Source organism: Streptomyces sp. NPDC085944, assembly GCF_040686295.1.
In the GTDB taxonomy this organism is placed as follows: domain Bacteria; phylum Actinomycetota; class Actinomycetes; order Streptomycetales; family Streptomycetaceae; genus Streptomyces; species Streptomyces salinarius.
In genome coordinates this window covers 1-15,280 of the sequence record NZ_JBFBJX010000042.1, presented here as the reverse complement: position 1 = coordinate 15,280, position 15,280 = coordinate 1, and the positions used below count along the sequence as shown (strand labels likewise).

At 70.5% G+C, this 15,280-nt stretch carries 14 protein-coding genes and 4 pseudogenes; 7 read left to right on the top strand and 11 right to left on the bottom strand.

Features of this window, described 5'->3' with window-relative positions; all coding sequences use genetic code 11:
- Nucleotides 1-104 precede the first annotated feature (104 nt).
- The 4 genes and pseudogenes from AB0P07_RS36495 to AB0P07_RS36480 all read right to left on the bottom strand — a co-directional run.
- Nucleotides 105-1,020: pseudogene (locus AB0P07_RS36495) on the bottom strand (MMPL family transporter); the annotation flags it as partial.
- A 199-nt stretch (nt 1,021-1,219) separates the two neighbouring features.
- Complete coding sequence (locus AB0P07_RS36490) at nt 1,220-1,987, bottom strand: alpha/beta hydrolase (protein WP_365558664.1); 768 nt, start codon at nt 1,985-1,987, stop codon at nt 1,220-1,222.
- Nucleotides 1,988-2,033: 46 nt separating this feature from the next.
- A complete protein-coding gene (locus AB0P07_RS36485) occupies nt 2,034-3,176 on the bottom strand; it encodes an NAD(P)/FAD-dependent oxidoreductase (RefSeq protein ID WP_365558661.1) in 1,143 nt (380 codons plus the stop codon).
- 193 nt (nt 3,177-3,369) lie between these two features.
- On the bottom strand, nt 3,370-4,065 hold the full coding sequence (locus AB0P07_RS36480) for a TetR/AcrR family transcriptional regulator (RefSeq protein ID WP_365558658.1): 696 nt from the start codon (nt 4,063-4,065) through the stop codon (nt 3,370-3,372).
- Nucleotides 4,066-4,140: 75 nt separating this feature from the next.
- On the opposite strand from AB0P07_RS36480, the gene AB0P07_RS36475 reads away from it, so the two are divergent.
- From AB0P07_RS36475 to AB0P07_RS36465, 3 genes are read left to right on the top strand one after another with little or no spacing between them, the layout of a single operon-like run.
- Entirely contained in the window at nt 4,141-4,425 is a 285-nt protein-coding gene (locus AB0P07_RS36475) for an RHS repeat domain-containing protein (protein ID WP_365558669.1), read from the top strand.
- Nucleotides 4,422-5,042, top strand: coding sequence for a hypothetical protein (locus AB0P07_RS36470; protein ID WP_365558655.1), 621 nt, complete (start codon nt 4,422-4,424; stop codon nt 5,040-5,042). Before AB0P07_RS36475 ends, AB0P07_RS36470 begins: the two co-directional genes overlap by 4 nt.
- Nucleotides 5,036-5,890 carry an oxygenase MpaB family protein gene (locus AB0P07_RS36465; RefSeq protein ID WP_365558653.1) on the top strand — a complete coding sequence of 285 codons (855 nt, stop codon included), beginning with the start codon at nt 5,036-5,038 and terminating at the stop codon, nt 5,888-5,890. The genes AB0P07_RS36470 and AB0P07_RS36465 overlap by 7 nt, the downstream gene beginning before the upstream one ends.
- A gap of 522 nt (nt 5,891-6,412) precedes the next feature.
- Here the strand turns inward: AB0P07_RS36465 and AB0P07_RS36460 are convergent.
- Nucleotides 6,413-6,853, bottom strand: coding sequence for a VOC family protein (locus AB0P07_RS36460; RefSeq protein ID WP_365558650.1), 441 nt, complete (start codon nt 6,851-6,853; stop codon nt 6,413-6,415).
- 117 nt (nt 6,854-6,970) lie between these two features.
- Nucleotides 6,971-7,399, bottom strand: coding sequence for an ATP-binding protein (locus AB0P07_RS36455; protein ID WP_365558648.1), 429 nt, complete (start codon nt 7,397-7,399; stop codon nt 6,971-6,973).
- Between the two features lie 535 nt (nt 7,400-7,934).
- Here AB0P07_RS36455 and AB0P07_RS36450 point away from each other — a divergent pair.
- Entirely contained in the window at nt 7,935-8,273 is a 339-nt protein-coding gene (locus AB0P07_RS36450) for a hypothetical protein (RefSeq protein ID WP_365558646.1), read from the top strand.
- Nucleotides 8,274-8,563: 290 nt separating this feature from the next.
- On the opposite strand, the gene AB0P07_RS36445 is transcribed toward AB0P07_RS36450, so the two are convergent.
- Nucleotides 8,564-9,487 (bottom strand): serine hydrolase, encoded by a 924-nt coding sequence (locus tag AB0P07_RS36445; protein ID WP_365558645.1) that lies wholly within the window; start codon nt 9,485-9,487, stop codon nt 8,564-8,566.
- A gap of 201 nt (nt 9,488-9,688) precedes the next feature.
- Between AB0P07_RS36445 and AB0P07_RS36440 the strand changes: the two genes are divergently transcribed.
- A complete protein-coding gene (locus AB0P07_RS36440) occupies nt 9,689-9,868 on the top strand; it encodes a hypothetical protein (protein ID WP_365558643.1) in 180 nt (59 codons plus the stop codon).
- A gap of 467 nt (nt 9,869-10,335) precedes the next feature.
- Here the strand turns inward: AB0P07_RS36440 and AB0P07_RS36435 are convergent.
- The 3 genes and pseudogenes from AB0P07_RS36435 to AB0P07_RS36425 all read right to left on the bottom strand — a co-directional run.
- A pseudogene (locus tag AB0P07_RS36435) lies at nt 10,336-10,557 on the bottom strand (FadR family transcriptional regulator); the annotation flags it as partial.
- Between the two features lie 102 nt (nt 10,558-10,659).
- Nucleotides 10,660-11,303 (bottom strand): annotated as a pseudogene (locus AB0P07_RS36430) (hypothetical protein); the annotation flags it as partial.
- Nucleotides 11,304-11,533: 230 nt separating this feature from the next.
- Nucleotides 11,534-13,057, bottom strand: coding sequence for a glycoside hydrolase family 43 protein (locus AB0P07_RS36425; RefSeq protein ID WP_365558667.1), 1,524 nt, complete (start codon nt 13,055-13,057; stop codon nt 11,534-11,536).
- 132 nt (nt 13,058-13,189) lie between these two features.
- Between AB0P07_RS36425 and AB0P07_RS36420 the strand changes: the two genes are divergently transcribed.
- Nucleotides 13,190-13,567 carry a nuclear transport factor 2 family protein gene (locus AB0P07_RS36420; RefSeq protein WP_365558640.1) on the top strand — a complete coding sequence of 126 codons (378 nt, stop codon included), beginning with the start codon at nt 13,190-13,192 and terminating at the stop codon, nt 13,565-13,567.
- Nucleotides 13,568-13,765: 198 nt separating this feature from the next.
- The gene (locus AB0P07_RS36415) at nt 13,766-14,203 is read left to right on the top strand and encodes a transposase (protein ID WP_365558638.1); all 438 of its coding nucleotides are present in this window, start codon (nt 13,766-13,768) and stop codon (nt 14,201-14,203) included.
- A 29-nt stretch (nt 14,204-14,232) separates the two neighbouring features.
- Here the strand turns inward: AB0P07_RS36415 and AB0P07_RS36410 are convergent.
- Nucleotides 14,233-15,280: pseudogene (locus AB0P07_RS36410) on the bottom strand (IS3 family transposase); the annotation flags it as partial.

Genomic DNA, 15,280 nt, shown 5'->3' with positions numbered 1-15,280 from the left:
TCGAGCCCCGGACGTCCGAGACCGGGCGTCTGGCCCGTCCCTCACTGCGTATGACGCTCACAGCTTCCCCTTCCTCACTTTTGCATTATGCAAGATGCGGACGGGAAGGCGTCGAAGAGGACCGCGGCAGCGAGGCCGAACCCGATCGTCTTGATCATTGACTCTCCGGAGCCGATGAAGCCGGAGAAGACCGCCATCATGATCACGGCTGCCGCGACGACCACGCGGGCGTTGTGCCGGAAGCCGCTCACGACGGCCTGACCGGGTCGCTCACCGTGGATGTACGCCTCGTGCATGCGGGCGACGAGGAAGACCTCGTAATCCATGGTCAGGCCGAACACGATGCCCACCAGGAAGATCGGCATGAGGCTCATGATCGGGCCCGGCTGCTCCACGCCCAGCACTTCGGCGCCCCAGCCCCACTGGAAGACCGCGACGACCGTACCGAGCGAGGCGAGCACCGACAGCAGGAACCCGAGAGCCGCCTTGACGGGCACGAGGATCGAGCGGAAGACGATCAGGAGCAGTAGCAGGGACCGCAGCACGATGACGGCCAGGTAGCGCACCAGGGCATCCTGCAGGGCCTGGGCGACGTCGATGTTCATCGCGGTGCTGCCGGTGGACAGCCCCAGCGCGCTGCCGAGAGCCAGGATCGCGCACATGCTCACGCCGACGCCGACGCCGACGCCGACGCCGACGCCGACGCCGATGCCGACGCCGATGACCGCGGTGAGCAGCGGCAGCCCCGCTGCGGTCAGGGAACCGAAGGTGATCAGCAGGACGACGGCGGCGAGGGCGACCGCGATGACCTCGGCCGAGCCTCCCGCGGCCGGCTGCGAGGCGAGAGCGGTGCCGCCCACCTACCACCGTGGGCCCCGAGCCGCGGGCCTGGTCAATGGCCCGCTCGAGGCTGTCCTTGCTGGCGTCGGTCGGGTCGCCGGCCTTGACCTTGTAGTTGACCGTGGCGTACGCGGTCGAGGCGTCCTTGCTGACCGTGTGGGCCTCGAAAGGGTCGACGGCGCCGTCCTGGCCGGACGGGGCGCCGTGCGCGGTGAGATCCGGGCGGTCGGTCAGGAGCGGTGGCGGCCGCGGTGGTGCGGGTGGCCGCGAGGGCGCTGCTCCAGGACAGGAGCTGGTCGAGCATGCCTGCCAGGGCCGGGCCCTGGCGCTCACCGTGGGTGAAAGTGGCGCCGAAGTCGGCGAAGGAAGTGGAAGGCAGTCAGTGGAGCGCGGTGGCGTCCCCGGACGTGAGGAAGGAGTCGAGGAGGGCGAGGACCGCTGCCGGCTCCTCGCGTAGAGGGAGGTGCCCGGCGCCCTCGACGAGTTCGAACCGCGCACGGGGGAAGGCGGCCGCGTAGGCGCGGCCGAAACCGGGCGTGACGACCGTGTCCTCGCTGCCCCAGATCACCAGGACCGGGCAGCTGACGGCGGGGAGGCGGGGCAGCAGGTCGGCGTCCGCCATGGCCGGCCCGGCGTACGCGCGCAGGGCGGCCGTCGCCTGCGGGGACGGTCCGCCCCGCTGGGCTGGTCCACGGGCCGGCGCGGGTCCCGCCGACCGTGGTCCGGTAGGTGCGGTGATCTGCTGGCCGGGCACGACCGGGCCGACGGCGTCCATGAGGACGAGTCGGGAGATCCGGCCTTCGCGGTCGTCCAGCACCGTCTGGGCGGCGACCCAGCCGCCGAAGGACGTGCCGATCACCGTCACGTCATGCAGGCCGAGCTGGGCGAGCAGGCCCAGGTAGAGGGCGGCGAGCGCCGGAACGCTGTCCAGGTCGTCGGGGCGTGTGGTGCCGTCCCAGCCCGGATGGGTGGGCGCCAGCACCCGGTGACGCGCCGCGAGGTGGTCGACCAGGGGGATGAGGCTTCCAGGGCCGGGACCGCCGTGCAGGACCAGGACCGGGCTGCCCTGGCCGGTTTCGTGCAGGTACAGGTCGCGACCGGGCCCGACCTGGACGGTGCGCCGATCGGGCGGAGTCGGTGAGGTCATGAGGTTCTCCCGGGTGCGGCGGGCGTCGTAAAGGTGGGCCGGGCTGTCACTGGCCGGCGGAGTCGGTGGTGAAGAACGCGGTCATTTGCTCCAGGCCGTCGGGGCCGAACATGGTGTCCAGGCTGGTGGCGGACTCGGCGGCGGAGGCTTTGCTGCGCGGGAAGAGCGCTTCCTCGTACGCGGTCAGAGCGGCCTCGGTGTCGCCGGAGTGGGCGGCGAGGGCGAGGGCGAGCTCCGCGCCGTCGTACATGGCGAGGTTGGCGCCCTCGCCCGCGAACGGCGACATCACGTGGGCGGCGTCGCCGAGCAGGGTGACGCCGGGGACGCGGTCCCACCGGTGGCCGACGGGCAGGGCGTGGATGCGGCGCGGGGTGATCGTGTCGGCGTCGGCGACCAGGCCGCGCAGGCCCTCGTCCCAGCCGTCGAAGTGGGCCAGGACGGCGGCCTTGGCGGTGGCGTGGTCACCGAAGTCGACGGTGTCGATCCAGCTCTCGTCCGTCTTCAGCGCGGTGTAGACGTGCAGGCTGCCGTCGGGCTCGCGGTGCGCGAGGAAGCCGCGCTCGTGCCCCAGGGCGATGAAGAAGCCACCGCCGATGACGGCCGCGCTGCGCGGATGGCGGGTGTCGGCCTCGTACAGGTCGGTCTCCACGAAGGAGATGCCCGTGTAGGCGGGCTTGGCGTCCGAGAGGAGCGGCCGCACGCGCGACCAGGCGCCGTCGGCACCGATGAGGAGGTCGGTGGTGATGACCGAGCCGTCGGCGAACGTGACTGCGTGGCGGCCGTCGCCCAGCGGGCGGGCGCCGGTGACCTTGCGGCCCCAGCGGACGGTGCCCGTGGGCAGGGAGTTCAGCAGCAGGTCGCGCAGCTCGCCGCGGTCGACCTCGGGACGGTCGCCGGTGCCGTCGTCCTCCTCGGCGACGTGGACCGTGCCGTCGGTGCCGAGCAGGCGCATGGCCTGGCCGCCCTCGTGGACGAGGCGGAGGAAGTCGTCGTGCAGGCCGGCCGCGTGCAGGGCTTTCTGCCCGTTCTCGGCGTGGATGTCGAGCATGCCGCCCTGCGTGCGGGCCTCCGGGCCCGCCTCCAGGTCGAAGACGGCCGGCTCGATGCCGTTCACGTGCAGGACGCGGGCCGCGGTCAGACCGCCGAGACCACCGCCGATGATCGCGACGGGAAAGTGGGTGGTGCTCATCGTGAACCTCTTCGCGGACGTGGTGACGCGTGGACGGCCGGGAAGGGACTGCCCTGTGGTGTTGCAGCGGTCCCGCCGACCACTCCCCACAGTAGCGAACGTGTTCGTAGCGAACAAGTTCGTTGATGGGTAGGTGTCGGCACGACCTCCTCCCGGCCCGGAGCGAGTCGCCCACCGGGCCGGGGAAGGAGGCTCAGTCCGCCTGGCCGGGCACCGGGGTGTCCGTGATGCCGTTGACGAGGATGTCGAAGCTCCAACGCATCCGGTCCCGGGCCGTGCCGCCGACCAGATCCGGCATGTGCGCGGCGATCGCCGGGTGCGTGGCCTCGTCCACCGCGTGCAGCGCACGCACCGTGGCGTTCCAGTCGTCCCGGGAGGTCGGGTCGCGCTCCTGCGTCGACTGCTCCGCGGCGGTGGCCGTCGCGTCCTGGAGCAGCTTGTCGACTCCCCAGGCGACCTGAGCCCGGGGTGCGCCGCTGCGTGCGAGCAGGTCGAGGATCCGGTCCACCAGCCGCAAGTAGTTCTCGCCGCTCGGCCTGGCCACCAGCGCGGAGCGGGCGAGCTGCGGGTGCTCGAAGAGCACCAGGGTGTACGAGGTCAGGACGGCGCGGAGCCTGCCGCGCCAGTCGTCACCACCGTCCCGGCCGCTCAGGTCCACCTCGCCCAGCAGTGCGTCCAGCACCGCCGCGTGCAACTCGGCGGTGTTGGCCACGTAGACGTACAGGGAGGCCGGGCCGGTGTCCAGCTCCTGCGCCAGGCGGCGCATCGTGACCTTCTCCAATCCCTCGGCCCGCATGATGTGCACGGCGGTCTCCACGATCCAGCGCCGGGACAGGGCCGGCTTCGCCGGACGCTCACGCCGACTGACCGGCTCTCTTCTCGCGCTCATGCATCGATCGTAACGAACGCGTTCGCACGCTGGTCGCTGGTGGCGGCAACACCCTGTCGGTGACCACCTCCGGGACTGCGGGCGGAACGCGGGAGTACACACAACGGGGCCGACCCGGAGTGTGGCGGTTTCGAGGGCCAGCGCTGCACTGCGAAGGGCGGCAACGGCAACGTCACCTCCTTCACCTACGACGGCCACGGCAACCTGATCAGAGTGAAGCTGCCGGCGCCGCTGGGGGAGACCACCTACACCTACGACGCACTGGGCCGGGTGGAGCGGTCGAGGACGGCCGCGGCATCACCACCGTCTACGGCTACGACTCCCGCGACCGCGGCCGCGAGGTCTCCGCCACCAACTTGACCGTCACCTACTGCTACGACGGTGACGGCAACGTCAAGTCCCGCACCGATGCTTCAGGCACCACGAAGTGGGAGTACGACAAGCTCAACCGCGAAAGCATCCGCACCCTGCACAACGGCGCCCAGACGGCGCTCGCCCACACCCCGGGCGGTGACGTCGACTTCTACACCGACCCGACTGGGACGGACCACACCTGGGACAACGCCGACCGCCTCGACCACCTCACCGCACCGAACGGCAAGAAGACCGACTTCGACTACGACAACAAAGACAAGCGCACCAGGACCGTCTACCCCGGCGGCACCACCCAGACCGTCACCATCGACGACAACGGCCGACCCCAGGCGACCAAGACCACCTCCGGCTCGACCACCCTGATAGACCTGACCTACAGCTACGCCAGCGCGGGCAAGGACACCACGAAGATCCGCACCCGCACCGACCACCTCACGAACCTCAAGACCAGCTACACCTACGACCCCCAGGACCGCCTCTCCTGCGCTCTGGAAGCCGACTCCGCGGACGCGCGTAAGGCCTCGTGGCCGGGTCGTCCTCGTACCGCCGGGTTCCCGTGTCCGAGCGGGATACTGGAGACAGGACGGATGAGACCATGCTGACAGAGCTGCGCGGGCACGTGGGCAAGGCGCTGTTCGCCCGGGTGGCGGGCCCGGACGGACCGGCCACCCGGGAGCGGATCCACGAGACCCCCGGGCCCCGCTGGTTCGAGCCCGACCGACCCATACGCACCGTGCACGGCGACGCCTCGATGTTCGTCGGCGGGATCAGTGCTCTGCTGCTGCAGTCCCTGCACCCCCTCGCCATGGCGGCCGTCGCCGCCCACTCCGGCTTTCGGGGCGATCCGTGGGGCCGCCTGCAACGCACGAGCACGTTCCTCGCGGTCACCACGTACGGCACCGCCGCCGACGCCCAGCGAGCGGTCGACGGCGTGCGCGGCATTCACCAGCGCATCCGCGGCAGGACCGCGGAGGGCCTGCCCTACCACGCCGCAGACCCGCACTTGCTCGGATGGGTCCACGCGGCCGAGACGGCCAGCTTCCTCCGCGCCCATCAGCGCTACGGGGCCTGTCCGCTCGACGACGCCGCCTACGACGCCTACGTGGCCGACACCGCCCGGGTAGCCGAGGCTCTGGGAGTGATCGACCCGCCCCGCGACCGCCGCAGCCTGGCCGAGCACCTGTCCGCCTACCGTCCTGAACTGCGCGTCACTCCCGAAGCCAGGGCCGCCGCACGCTTCCTGCTGCTGCAACCGCCGATTCCCCTCGTCGCGCGGCCGCTCTACGCCGGCCTCGCCGCGAACGGGGTGGCCGTCCTCCCGGTGTGGGCGCGGGACATGCTGAATCTGCCACGCCTGCCCGTCGTCGAGGACCTGACCGTACGTCCCCTGGGCCGCGCCCTGACGGGCGTCATCCGCTGGGCCATGGCTCCGCCACCGCCGAGCCCTTGACCCCCTCCGGCCCTCGTCCGGAGGGACACCACCGGTGTTCCGGAGAGCGCGGCCGGGGCAGAGGGAGCGCAGCCGGGCGAGGCCTGTCGCGGACCCTTGCGCAGGGCGTGTTTCGGCGCGGCCTCCGTTGTCCGCCGGACGCTCACGGTCACCCGGAGCTGCACGGCGCTCCTTCCCGTGGCGGGAGGCGCCCGGCATGCAGGTCAAGCAACCGCTACGGGGCCGAGGAGCCCTTGATCCGCCCCGGTGGGAACCGGGTGCATCCGGTCGGTAGTGGACCCTCCGCGGTCGGGCGAGAGACGAACCCGTCACCGGGAGGACCGCCGCACCGGTCGAGCCGGGCAGACAGACCTCTTCGGCGATCCGGAACGATGCCGGCGCACCTGATGCCCGGTCAGCACCGGGCATCGGAAGCGGTGGACGGGGGCGTTGCTGTCTGTTGCCGACAACTGTCGTCGGACACAGGCTCGCCGCCGCTCCTGGACGCGCGTGTGGAGTGCGGCTGCCGGACCAGCACCGTACTCAGCGCAGTTGCTCGGCCAAACCGACGATGATGCCTTCCGGGCCGCGGACGTAGCAGAGCAGATAGCTGTTCTCGAACCGGGCGATGTCGCCGAGGAGTTCGGCGCCGTGGGGACGCAGGCGGGCGACCGTGTCCGCCACGTCGTCGACGGCGAACATGACGCGGTGCGTACCCAGGACGTTGTGCGGCCGGTCGCGCGGCCCGGCGCTGGTCGCCACGGGGCTGAGGTACTTCGCCAGTTCGAGCCGGCTGAGACCGTCCGGGGTCCGTACCATGGCGATGTCACAGCGGACGCCGTCGAGTCCGGTGCACTGGTCCGCGAAGAGGCCCTCGACCTCTCCCCGCCCTTCCAGTTCCAGGCCAAGTTCCACGAAGAACGCGATCGCGGCCTCCATGTCGTCGACGACGATGCCGACATTGTCCATGCGCTGAATCGCCATGTGGCTTCTCCTCCCTGATCGCGCGGCCGGTATTGGCCGCGACTGCCCCTGGGACGGAGCCGACCGCGGATCCTCGACATCTTCACACGGCCGAACCGCGAAGCGGCTGCCTCCGGCTCAGCGAGTCGGCGAGCCGGGCTCCTGCAGGCTGGCTCCGGGCTGGGGCGGAAGGAGGCATCCTGGCCGGGGCAGACGGATCTGCGCGGTGACGTGTTTCCCGCCTGCCCGGCGGTCCGTGTCCAGGCGGTCGCACAGGCGGGTGAGCAGATGGATGCCGTGCCCGCCGACGCGGTGCGGATCGGGGACGCGCAGCCGGGGCGGCTCGCAGGAGGTGTCCTGGACGGTGATGCGCAGACGGGCCGGGGCGGCTACGAGGACTTCCAGCAGGAGACCGCCGGGCCCCGGCGCGTGCCGCAGGGCATTGGTGACCAGTTCACTGACGACGAGCTGGGCGTCCTGGCTGATCTGGTGGTCCGGGGCGTGCCCGGCCCACTCCAGCAGCATTCGTGCAGCGGTACGGGCTTCGAAAAGAGAAAATCCGGCCATGCCCCACACGACGCCGTAACGCAGGGCCGTCGGCGGAGGGCACTCACCTGATACCTGTTTCCCAAGAGGGATGACCATGGTGCTTCCTGTGCGAAGGGGTCTGTGCCTGACTACTGCTCGCTTATGTTCGCCCTGTTCCGCTTACCCACGGTGTTCTTCTTCATGAGCGGGACTGTACATACGCCGTCCGTGCCGTCCGGAACCCCTGGTGCAGGAATGGTCGACCATGCCGCTGACCTGCAGCAGTCCTGAAGGCCCGCTGCTGCGGAGGGCCGAACGGGGCAATCTCGCCCGCTTCGGCGGACAGCCGACGCCGACGGTGTTGCACAGCGTTCATGCGTCCGGGATCGTGCGCGGGTACTCGGGTGTGCGACGGTGGAAGGACGACGAGACCGATCGGCATGCCACGCGGCGCCGGTCTTTCGGGGTCCGGGCGTTGCCTCCAACCCGGGCACTCGGCCCCACCAACGCCGTACGCCCCCGCCCGGGGGTGTTTCGCCATTGGGCTCATCGACCCCGGAAGGGGGCGCCCCAAATGGACGTCATCACCACGCTCGACGGCGCCCGTGCATCCCTCACCCCGCACGGAGACATCGACTTCGACACGCTCACCTCACTCCGGGCCGCCGTCGACGCCCTGCCCGCTCACGTGACCGACCTGCTGTGGGACCTGCACCACACGTCCTTCATGGACATCGCAGGCCTCCACCTGCTCTTCGACCCGGCCGCCGGGGGCGGAGGCGTACGTTCGACGGCCGTCACGGGCCTACGTCCCCAAGCCATGAGGCTGCTGCTCCTGGCCACCGACGTGCATCCCACCGTCTTCGATCTCTCCCGCCTGTTTCCGGACACGCTCCGCACGCTGCCCGGGTGACTTCTTCGCCTCTGGGCCCCTTGCGGGGACCCCGGGCGGCCGTCCCCACACCGCGACCCTCCTCCGTGAACGTCACGGGCCGTGGCCGGTCCCCCGACGACGCTTCCGCCACACGGCAGTGGCTCGGTCGGCGAGGCGGTCCGGGGTCCTCGCGACGCATACGTGACCGCCACCAAGACCAACCACCGGGTGGACGACCCCGTACTCGGGCGTACCGTCAGACCCTGCATACCTCCGAGGCGGTCCGCAAAGGCCGCGCGGCAACCGCAGGGGATGATCCGTGCGGCCCGTCAGGCCGCGGAGCCCTCCTCGAGTTTCCTGGCGAACGCCGTCGCGGACGCGCGCGCCGCCTGCTCCACGATGCTGATGCCGACCTCCTGGGTGCTGCAGCCGTTGAGCAGTACTGCCATCAGATAGACACGGCCCTCATGCCGTATCCGGCCGATGCTGTTGACGTCCCATTTCTGGGTCCGGGTCCGTCTGAGCCACCCGTTCTTCAGTGCGGTCGTGCCGGAGTCGGCTGCCGCGGAGACCCCCCAGGCCTGGCTTTTGACGACGTGCTGCATCAGGTCCTGGACGTAAGCACGCGATACCTCGCTCAAGGGCGACTTGTCGCCGAACACGGACTGCAGCAGGCGTATCTGATCTTCCGCGGTTGTCTGGGTGATGCCCCAGACGGTTCCTTCACCGCCGTGCGTCTGGGTCAGACCGAGCCGTTCGTTTGCCGCGTCGAGCCCGCGGGCACTTCCGATCCGGGTCCACAGAGCGCTGGTGGAGTCGTTGTCGCTCTTGCGAATCATGGCAGCGGACTGGGCGCGCTCCTCGGCGCTCAACCTCCGCCCCTGGTCCTGGGCCTGGAGCAGCAGGGTCGCCAGTATGTCCACCTTGACGACACTGGCAGTGTCGAAGGTGCCGTGCCCGTAGGTCGCCATCGCGCCAGTGCTGACGTCCAGCATCGCCACGGACATACGGTTGTCGCCGAAGAGCGCGGTCACGGGGCGCAGCGCCGGTTCGAGGTCGAGCGGTTTCGTGGCCGGGCTGGGCGACAGAGACGGTGACGGCCCGTGTGACGGCGCCTCGCCCGCCTTCGCCTGGGCGGAGACGGGCGGTGGGGACGGAGCCTTCGCGTGGGTGGGCGGGGACGATTCGCCGGAGTCGCTCCCGGTGATCGCATAGGTGATGACGCCACCGACCAGGACCATGGTCGCCGTCACGGTCCACGTCGTGTGGCGCCGTCTGGCCTTGCGGCGACGTCGTTGCTCCCGGCGGGAGCGGCCGCGTCGCCGAGCGGGTGGGTTCTGATGCACGCGTGAGATGGTATATAGAATCCAAGTTCGAGGTCGTCAGGTGTCTCGCCGCTGCGACTGCTCCCGGCCGTCGACCGCCCCGAGGCCGGTCGAAGCGTGGGCGCCGTCATGCTCCCCGCACATCCCGGTCTTGAGGTCCGGGCGGCCGGCTCGGACCTCGGCCACGGCGAGGCCCACCAGCCGGCCGACTTCCTCGCGGGGGACTGGGACGGCAGCAACGTCAGCGTTCAGCTCACCGGCTCCGACTGCGCAGCCCTCGCCGAACGCCGGATCACCACGACCCGGTGATCCGCCGCTACGGCGACCTTCCGCGTCACCGGGCGCGGCAGGCCGCCCGGCGTTCGTCGTCCGTGCGCAGAACCTGACGGGCGCTGCCGTCGCCGGGACGGCCACGGCAACCGGTGCGTCGGCACGATCATGGACAGGGGCGACAAGTGCGCGGATTCTTCCGCTTGTTCCGCCGACCGCTCTGGCCATTTCGGGGAAGCCCGCGCCCGGCAGGTGGCCCTGTCCGTCCCCGTTCGCCGTCACATCACGGCGTCGGCTCACTCCGTTCCATGCCGCAGATGTCTCCTGCGGCATCGGGATGGGAGCACCGTTCGTTGGGCGCGGTGGTTCCCATCACCGCGTGCGCCAGGTCACGGCCCGGTCGTGCAGGCCCTCAGATCGGGCAGAGGTGCGACGAGTCGAGTAGACCCGAGACCGAGCAACTCCGCAGGCGGGCCGGACCTGCCGCGCTGCGCGCTGCTGACAGGTCAGACGGCATCGCCCGAGGTGTCGCTCGGCAATGCGGGTGACCGGGCGATTTCCGCTTCGGCGGCTGCGACCAGGACCAGCACGGCATTCGACGCGGCCGCGGGGACACGGGCCTCGACGGCCCGTACGATCGCGCGGTGCCCCGGCAATGATGCTTCCACCGCGCCGGGGGTCTGCGTGCTGATGAGAAAACTGTGCTCCAGCGCAATCTCGACCGCGCGGCTGCCTCTCCCGATCCGGACAGTGCTGCCCGCCGGTCAGGGCGTCGTCGAGCACCAGCAGGTGCATGCTGAGCCGGTCCGGCGGGTGGCCGGCCGGGTGGGCTCCCGGGACGCTGCATGGGCTCGCAGGCGCTCAGCGATCCACTCGGAGGAGCCCACGAGATCCGGGGCGAAAGCGGACGAGCGGTCCCTGCGGGCTCCGGGCGTGGGAGGCGCTGTGCTGCGTACTCCTCGCACTTGGCGCGCTGCGCGGCGTCGGCGGAGTCGCTGGCAACCACCACGAGCCCCTGGGATACCCGCGCGGGCTCCCCGCCGGGGTGCGCCGGGCGGACGGCGGATGCGAGAGAGCCGGATCGCGGCGAAGTCTTCGGAACCGGTGCCTGTGTTCGGCTTCCCGGCCCTGCCCACACTGCTGGTGAGAGGGTTCGACGCCCTGTCTCCGGCCCAGCGGGCCGAGCGCAGGCTGCCGGACCCGTACCACATGCGTCGCCGCAGGCTGGGGGAGTGGGGGCCGCACGCGGCCGGAGCAGCTCTCGGTGCCCTCCGTGCCCCGGAAGTCCGTGACCGGCTCACCCGCGACGTAGACGAGTGGGCGCCGTCCCAGTGCGTTGCCACGCGCTGTCGAAGCCGAGTCGTCCCGCCAACTCCAGCATATGCGGAGTGTCCTCGCGCCCTCGGCCCGGCTCCGCCTCGTCGAACAGCCCGACCGTGAGAAGCCCCGGCCTCGTCAGCCACCTGCCGTTGATCTACCACTCCCACGCACCGGCGCTCACACCTACCTGGCACCTCTCAACATACGGCTCATACCGCCGCGTTACCGCAGGACCATTCCTGAGGGCCGTACAACGCCCGACTGTTCACGAGAACACGACACCGGACGGCTACTCAGCCTGGCTCGAAACGGACTTCGTCGCCCTCGCGGGCCCGGGTCCGCCTTGACGCGGCCGGACTGAAGCCTGACAGCCGCTCATGGGCGCTACACGGACGCTGCCGGGGCGTACTCGAACCAGTCGAAGGCGACCGTGCCCTTGGTGGCGTACATGCCGATCACCCGGCCGGTGAAGCCGCAGGCGACCTCGGTGGACAGGTAGCGCCCGTCCAGCTCGGCGAGCGGCCGGGCATCCGGGGCGTCGGGATCGCCGATTCCGAAGGCGATGGTGTCGGGTCCCGTGGCCTCGCCGTCGGTGAGTTCGGGCGAAGCGGGAACGGGGTTGGACGTCCGGATCGTCACGCTGAGGTGCAGCGGCCCGGCCGGGACGGGGTGACGGGCCACGGTCTGGCGCAGCGGCCCGATCCGGGCGACGACACGGACCTCCCCGCCGCCGGCCTCCACCTCGTAGTGGTGGGCCTCGTCGAGACGTACGCAGAGTCCGCCGCGTCCCGTACCCGGGTCGATCAGGGCGGTGACGCGGCAGTCGTGGTGCTGCTGGCGCCGCCCGACGAAGGTGTACCCGGGGCGGTCGAGGGACGGGCCGGTGGCGTTGAGGACCAGCCGGCCGGGCTGCTCGGTGAGCGACCAGGAGCCTTCCTGGCGGGCGAACGGCGAGATCCAGTGCGGTGCGAGAGAGGACCTGTTGAAGTCGTCCCGGGCGGGCGGGGCCGGAAGGGGGTGCCAGGCCCCACCCGGGGCCGCATGGCTCACGGGAACGGGCGCGACGACGGGCCATCCGTCCCGGTCCCACGCCACGGGGGCCAGGAACGTCTCGCGGCCGAGCACGTGCACGTCCGGCGTGAAGCCCCGCGGACGGACGCCGAGCAGCACCATCCACCAGCTGCCGTCGGGAGCCTGCACCAGGTCGGCGTGGCCCGTGTTCTGGATGGAGCGGGCGGTCCCGCTGTGGGACAGCAGGGGATTGGCGGGCGCTCCTTCCCACGGGCCGCGCGGCGAGCGGCTGCGAGCCACGGACACACTGTGTCCGCGTTCCGTGCCGCCTTCCGCGATCAGCAGGTACCACCAGTCGCCGATGCGGTAGAGGTGCGGCGCCTCGGGATATTTGAGGCCGCTGCCCGACCATGTGGCGAAGGGCTTCTCCAGCACCTCGCCCCTGACCGGGTCGATCCTGGCCATGTTGATGCCCCCTTCGGGGCCGGAGAAGGCACACCAGCAGGTGCCGTCCTCCTCCCATGCCAGGTCGGGATCGATCCCGGTCAGGTCGATCCACACGGGGTCGCTCCAGGGCCCTTCGGGCCGCTCGGCCGAGACGACGAAGTTGCCGCCACCGTCGATATTGGTGTTGATGACCCAGTAGCGGCCGTCATGGTGACGGATGGTCGGGGCGTACAGACCTCCGGACGCCTTGGCACCGGGGAGAGGCAGCTGCAGTTGCCCGGGCCGGTCGAGCACGTTGCCGATCTGCTCCCAGTGCACCAGGTCCTTGCTGTGGAAGAGCGGCAGCCCGGGAAAGTACTCGAAGCTGGAACACACCAGGTAATAGTCATCACCGACCCGGCACACGCTCGGATCAGGATGAAACCCGCTGATCACCGGATTGTCGTACATGCGCACGGAAGCGTCTTCCCTTCGGCCGCCGGGTGCCGAGAGTCTAACCAGTGCTGCGACCGGGAAGATTGACCCTGACCAGAAGGGGTCCCGTAGGACGAGCGCACGCGAAACGGCTGATATTACTGGGGCATGCATGAAGAGACCGCACGCGCCGCGATCGACACGTTCATCTCCGCGTTCAACGCCTCGGACGACAATTACGTGACCGCCCTGCTCTCCCAGGCGCTGACCTCGGACGTGGTCTTCTGGGGGCCGTTGGGCCGCAGCGAGGGAATCGCGGCGGTCGAGCGGTTCGTGCTGGACATCCGGCGCCACCCGGCGGGGACCGGCACGATGGTGCGCTGCTCCGCGGTGGACATGCCCGACGAATGGGCCCGGTACCAGTGGGTCTTCACCACACCTGACGGAGGCCCCCGCCTGGCGGGAACGGACGTCGTCCATCTGCGACGGAGCCTCATCGACCAGGTCATCGTCTTCGCGGGGGAGATCGAGCCGTCCGCCTCCTGAGCCGTCCACCTCCTGAGCCGTCCTTCTGTCGCTGTCCTTCTCCCGGACTTGCCCGATCGGCGTTCAGGGGGCTGCTGCCGGCGGTAGGTCGGGTCGCGGTGCGGAGGGGGCGTCCGCCCCGGGGCCGGAGCGCGGCTGGCTGTTGGCGGTGCCCGTGCGAACGGGTTTGGCGCCCATACAGACGGTCGTCGTCTCGCTGTGTGTGGCCCCGGGAGGCGGCGGTCCCCTCGGGGGGCCTGGGGTCCGTCTTCAAAGATCATCAAGTTGGTGGATCATGATGGGGTGATACGCCGCCATGAACTCACCGATCGGGAGTGGGAGTTACCACTCATACCGCGGGCCGCGACAGGCCGTCCGCGGGTGGCGGACCGGCAGGTCATCAACGGCATGGTCTACAAGATCCGGACCGGGATCTCCTGGCGTGACCTGCCGGAACGCTACGAACCGTGGAAGACGGTCTATACCCGCTTCCGGCGATACGCCTTGGACGGCGTGTTCACCCAGGCTCTCCAGCAGGTCCAAGCCTCCGCGGACGCGGTCGGCGACATCGACTGGCTCGTGCAGATCGACTCCGCCATCGTCCGCGCTCATCAGCACGCCGCCGCTGCCGGCCGAAAAGGGGGACCCACCGGCTGAGGTTGTTCCCCGGGAGTGGACACCGGGTTTCATGCGGCGAGTGACAGCGTATGTGATGTGGTCAGACGCTGTTCGAACTCGACCGGTGTGAGGTAGCCGAGCGCGGAGTGCCGGCGGCGTCGGTTGTAGTACGACATCCAGCGGAACAATTCCAGGCGGGCCTGTGCCTTCGACGTCCAGCGCCGTCCGTGCAGCAGTTCCCGCTTGAGGCCCTGGAAGAACGACTCGGCGAGGGCATTGTCGTAGCTGGACCCGACGCGTCCCATGCTGCGGCGGATGCCGTGCCGGCGGCAGACATCGGCGAAGGCCCGGCTCACGTACTGGGCGCCCCTGTCCGTATGGAAGACGGCGCCGTCCACCTCGCCGCCGCGGGCTGACACGGCCATCTCGATGGCGTCGGTGACCAGGGACGCGCGCATGTGGTCGGCGATCGACCAGCCCACGACCCGGCGCGAGCAGATGTCGATCACCGTGGCCAGATACAGCCACGTCGAACCGACGGGTATGCAGGTGATGTCGCCGCACCACTTCGTGTTCAACGTGTCGGCAGTGAAGTCGCGCATCACCAGGTCCGGGGCGGGCGGAGCCGTCTTGTCCGCGATTGTTGTTCGCCTGGTGCGGCGCAGGTGGCGCCCGATGATGTGGTGGACGCGCATCAGCCGTGTCACGCGTTTGCGGTTGATCTTCCGTCCCCGGGCCCTCAACTCAGCGTGCACGCGCGGGGCGCCGTAGGCACCCCGGTGCTCGGCGTGGATGGCCCGGAGCCCGGCGACCGCTGCCGCCTCGCGTGCCTGGCGTCCGGCGCGGGCCTCTTCGGTGGCCTGGTGCCGGTAGTAGCCGGAGCGGGAGACCCCCAGGACCCGGCACAGCCGCTTGACGCCGAAGTCGGCGCGGTGGTCGGAGATGAAGTCCCAGCGGCGGGTCTTCACCTCACCTCCCTGGCGAAATAGGCGGCCGCCCGGCGCAGGATCTCACGCTCCAACCGCCACTCCTTCTCGGCCTTCAGCAGCCTGGCGTTCTCGGCCCGCAGCCGGGCCAGCTCGCCGGTCTGACTCTCCGGGCCGCTTCCGCCCCGAG

What these genes read in the sequence shown, in the direction of transcription:
- AB0P07_RS36480 (WP_365558658.1), bottom strand. Translation starts at nt 4,065, where the DNA reads ATGAGCGCGAGAAGAGAGCCGGTCAGTCGGCGTGAGCGTCCGGCGAAG.
- AB0P07_RS36450 (WP_365558646.1), top strand. Translation starts at nt 7,935, where the DNA reads ATGGACGTCATCACCACGCTCGACGGCGCCCGTGCATCCCTCACCCCG.
- AB0P07_RS36485 (WP_365558661.1), bottom strand. Translation starts at nt 3,176, where the DNA reads ATGAGCACCACCCACTTTCCCGTCGCGATCATCGGCGGTGGTCTCGGC.
- AB0P07_RS36420 (WP_365558640.1), top strand. Translation starts at nt 13,190, where the DNA reads ATGCATGAAGAGACCGCACGCGCCGCGATCGACACGTTCATCTCCGCG.
- AB0P07_RS36460 (WP_365558650.1), bottom strand. Translation starts at nt 6,853, where the DNA reads ATGGCGATTCAGCGCATGGACAATGTCGGCATCGTCGTCGACGACATG.
- AB0P07_RS36465 (WP_365558653.1), top strand. Translation starts at nt 5,036, where the DNA reads ATGCTGACAGAGCTGCGCGGGCACGTGGGCAAGGCGCTGTTCGCCCGG.
- AB0P07_RS36425 (WP_365558667.1), bottom strand. Translation starts at nt 13,057, where the DNA reads ATGTACGACAATCCGGTGATCAGCGGGTTTCATCCTGATCCGAGCGTG.
- AB0P07_RS36490 (WP_365558664.1), bottom strand. Translation starts at nt 1,987, where the DNA reads ATGACCTCACCGACTCCGCCCGATCGGCGCACCGTCCAGGTCGGGCCC.
- AB0P07_RS36455 (WP_365558648.1), bottom strand. Translation starts at nt 7,399, where the DNA reads ATGGCCGGATTTTCTCTTTTCGAAGCCCGTACCGCTGCACGAATGCTG.
- AB0P07_RS36440 (WP_365558643.1), top strand. Translation starts at nt 9,689, where the DNA reads ATGCTCCCCGCACATCCCGGTCTTGAGGTCCGGGCGGCCGGCTCGGAC.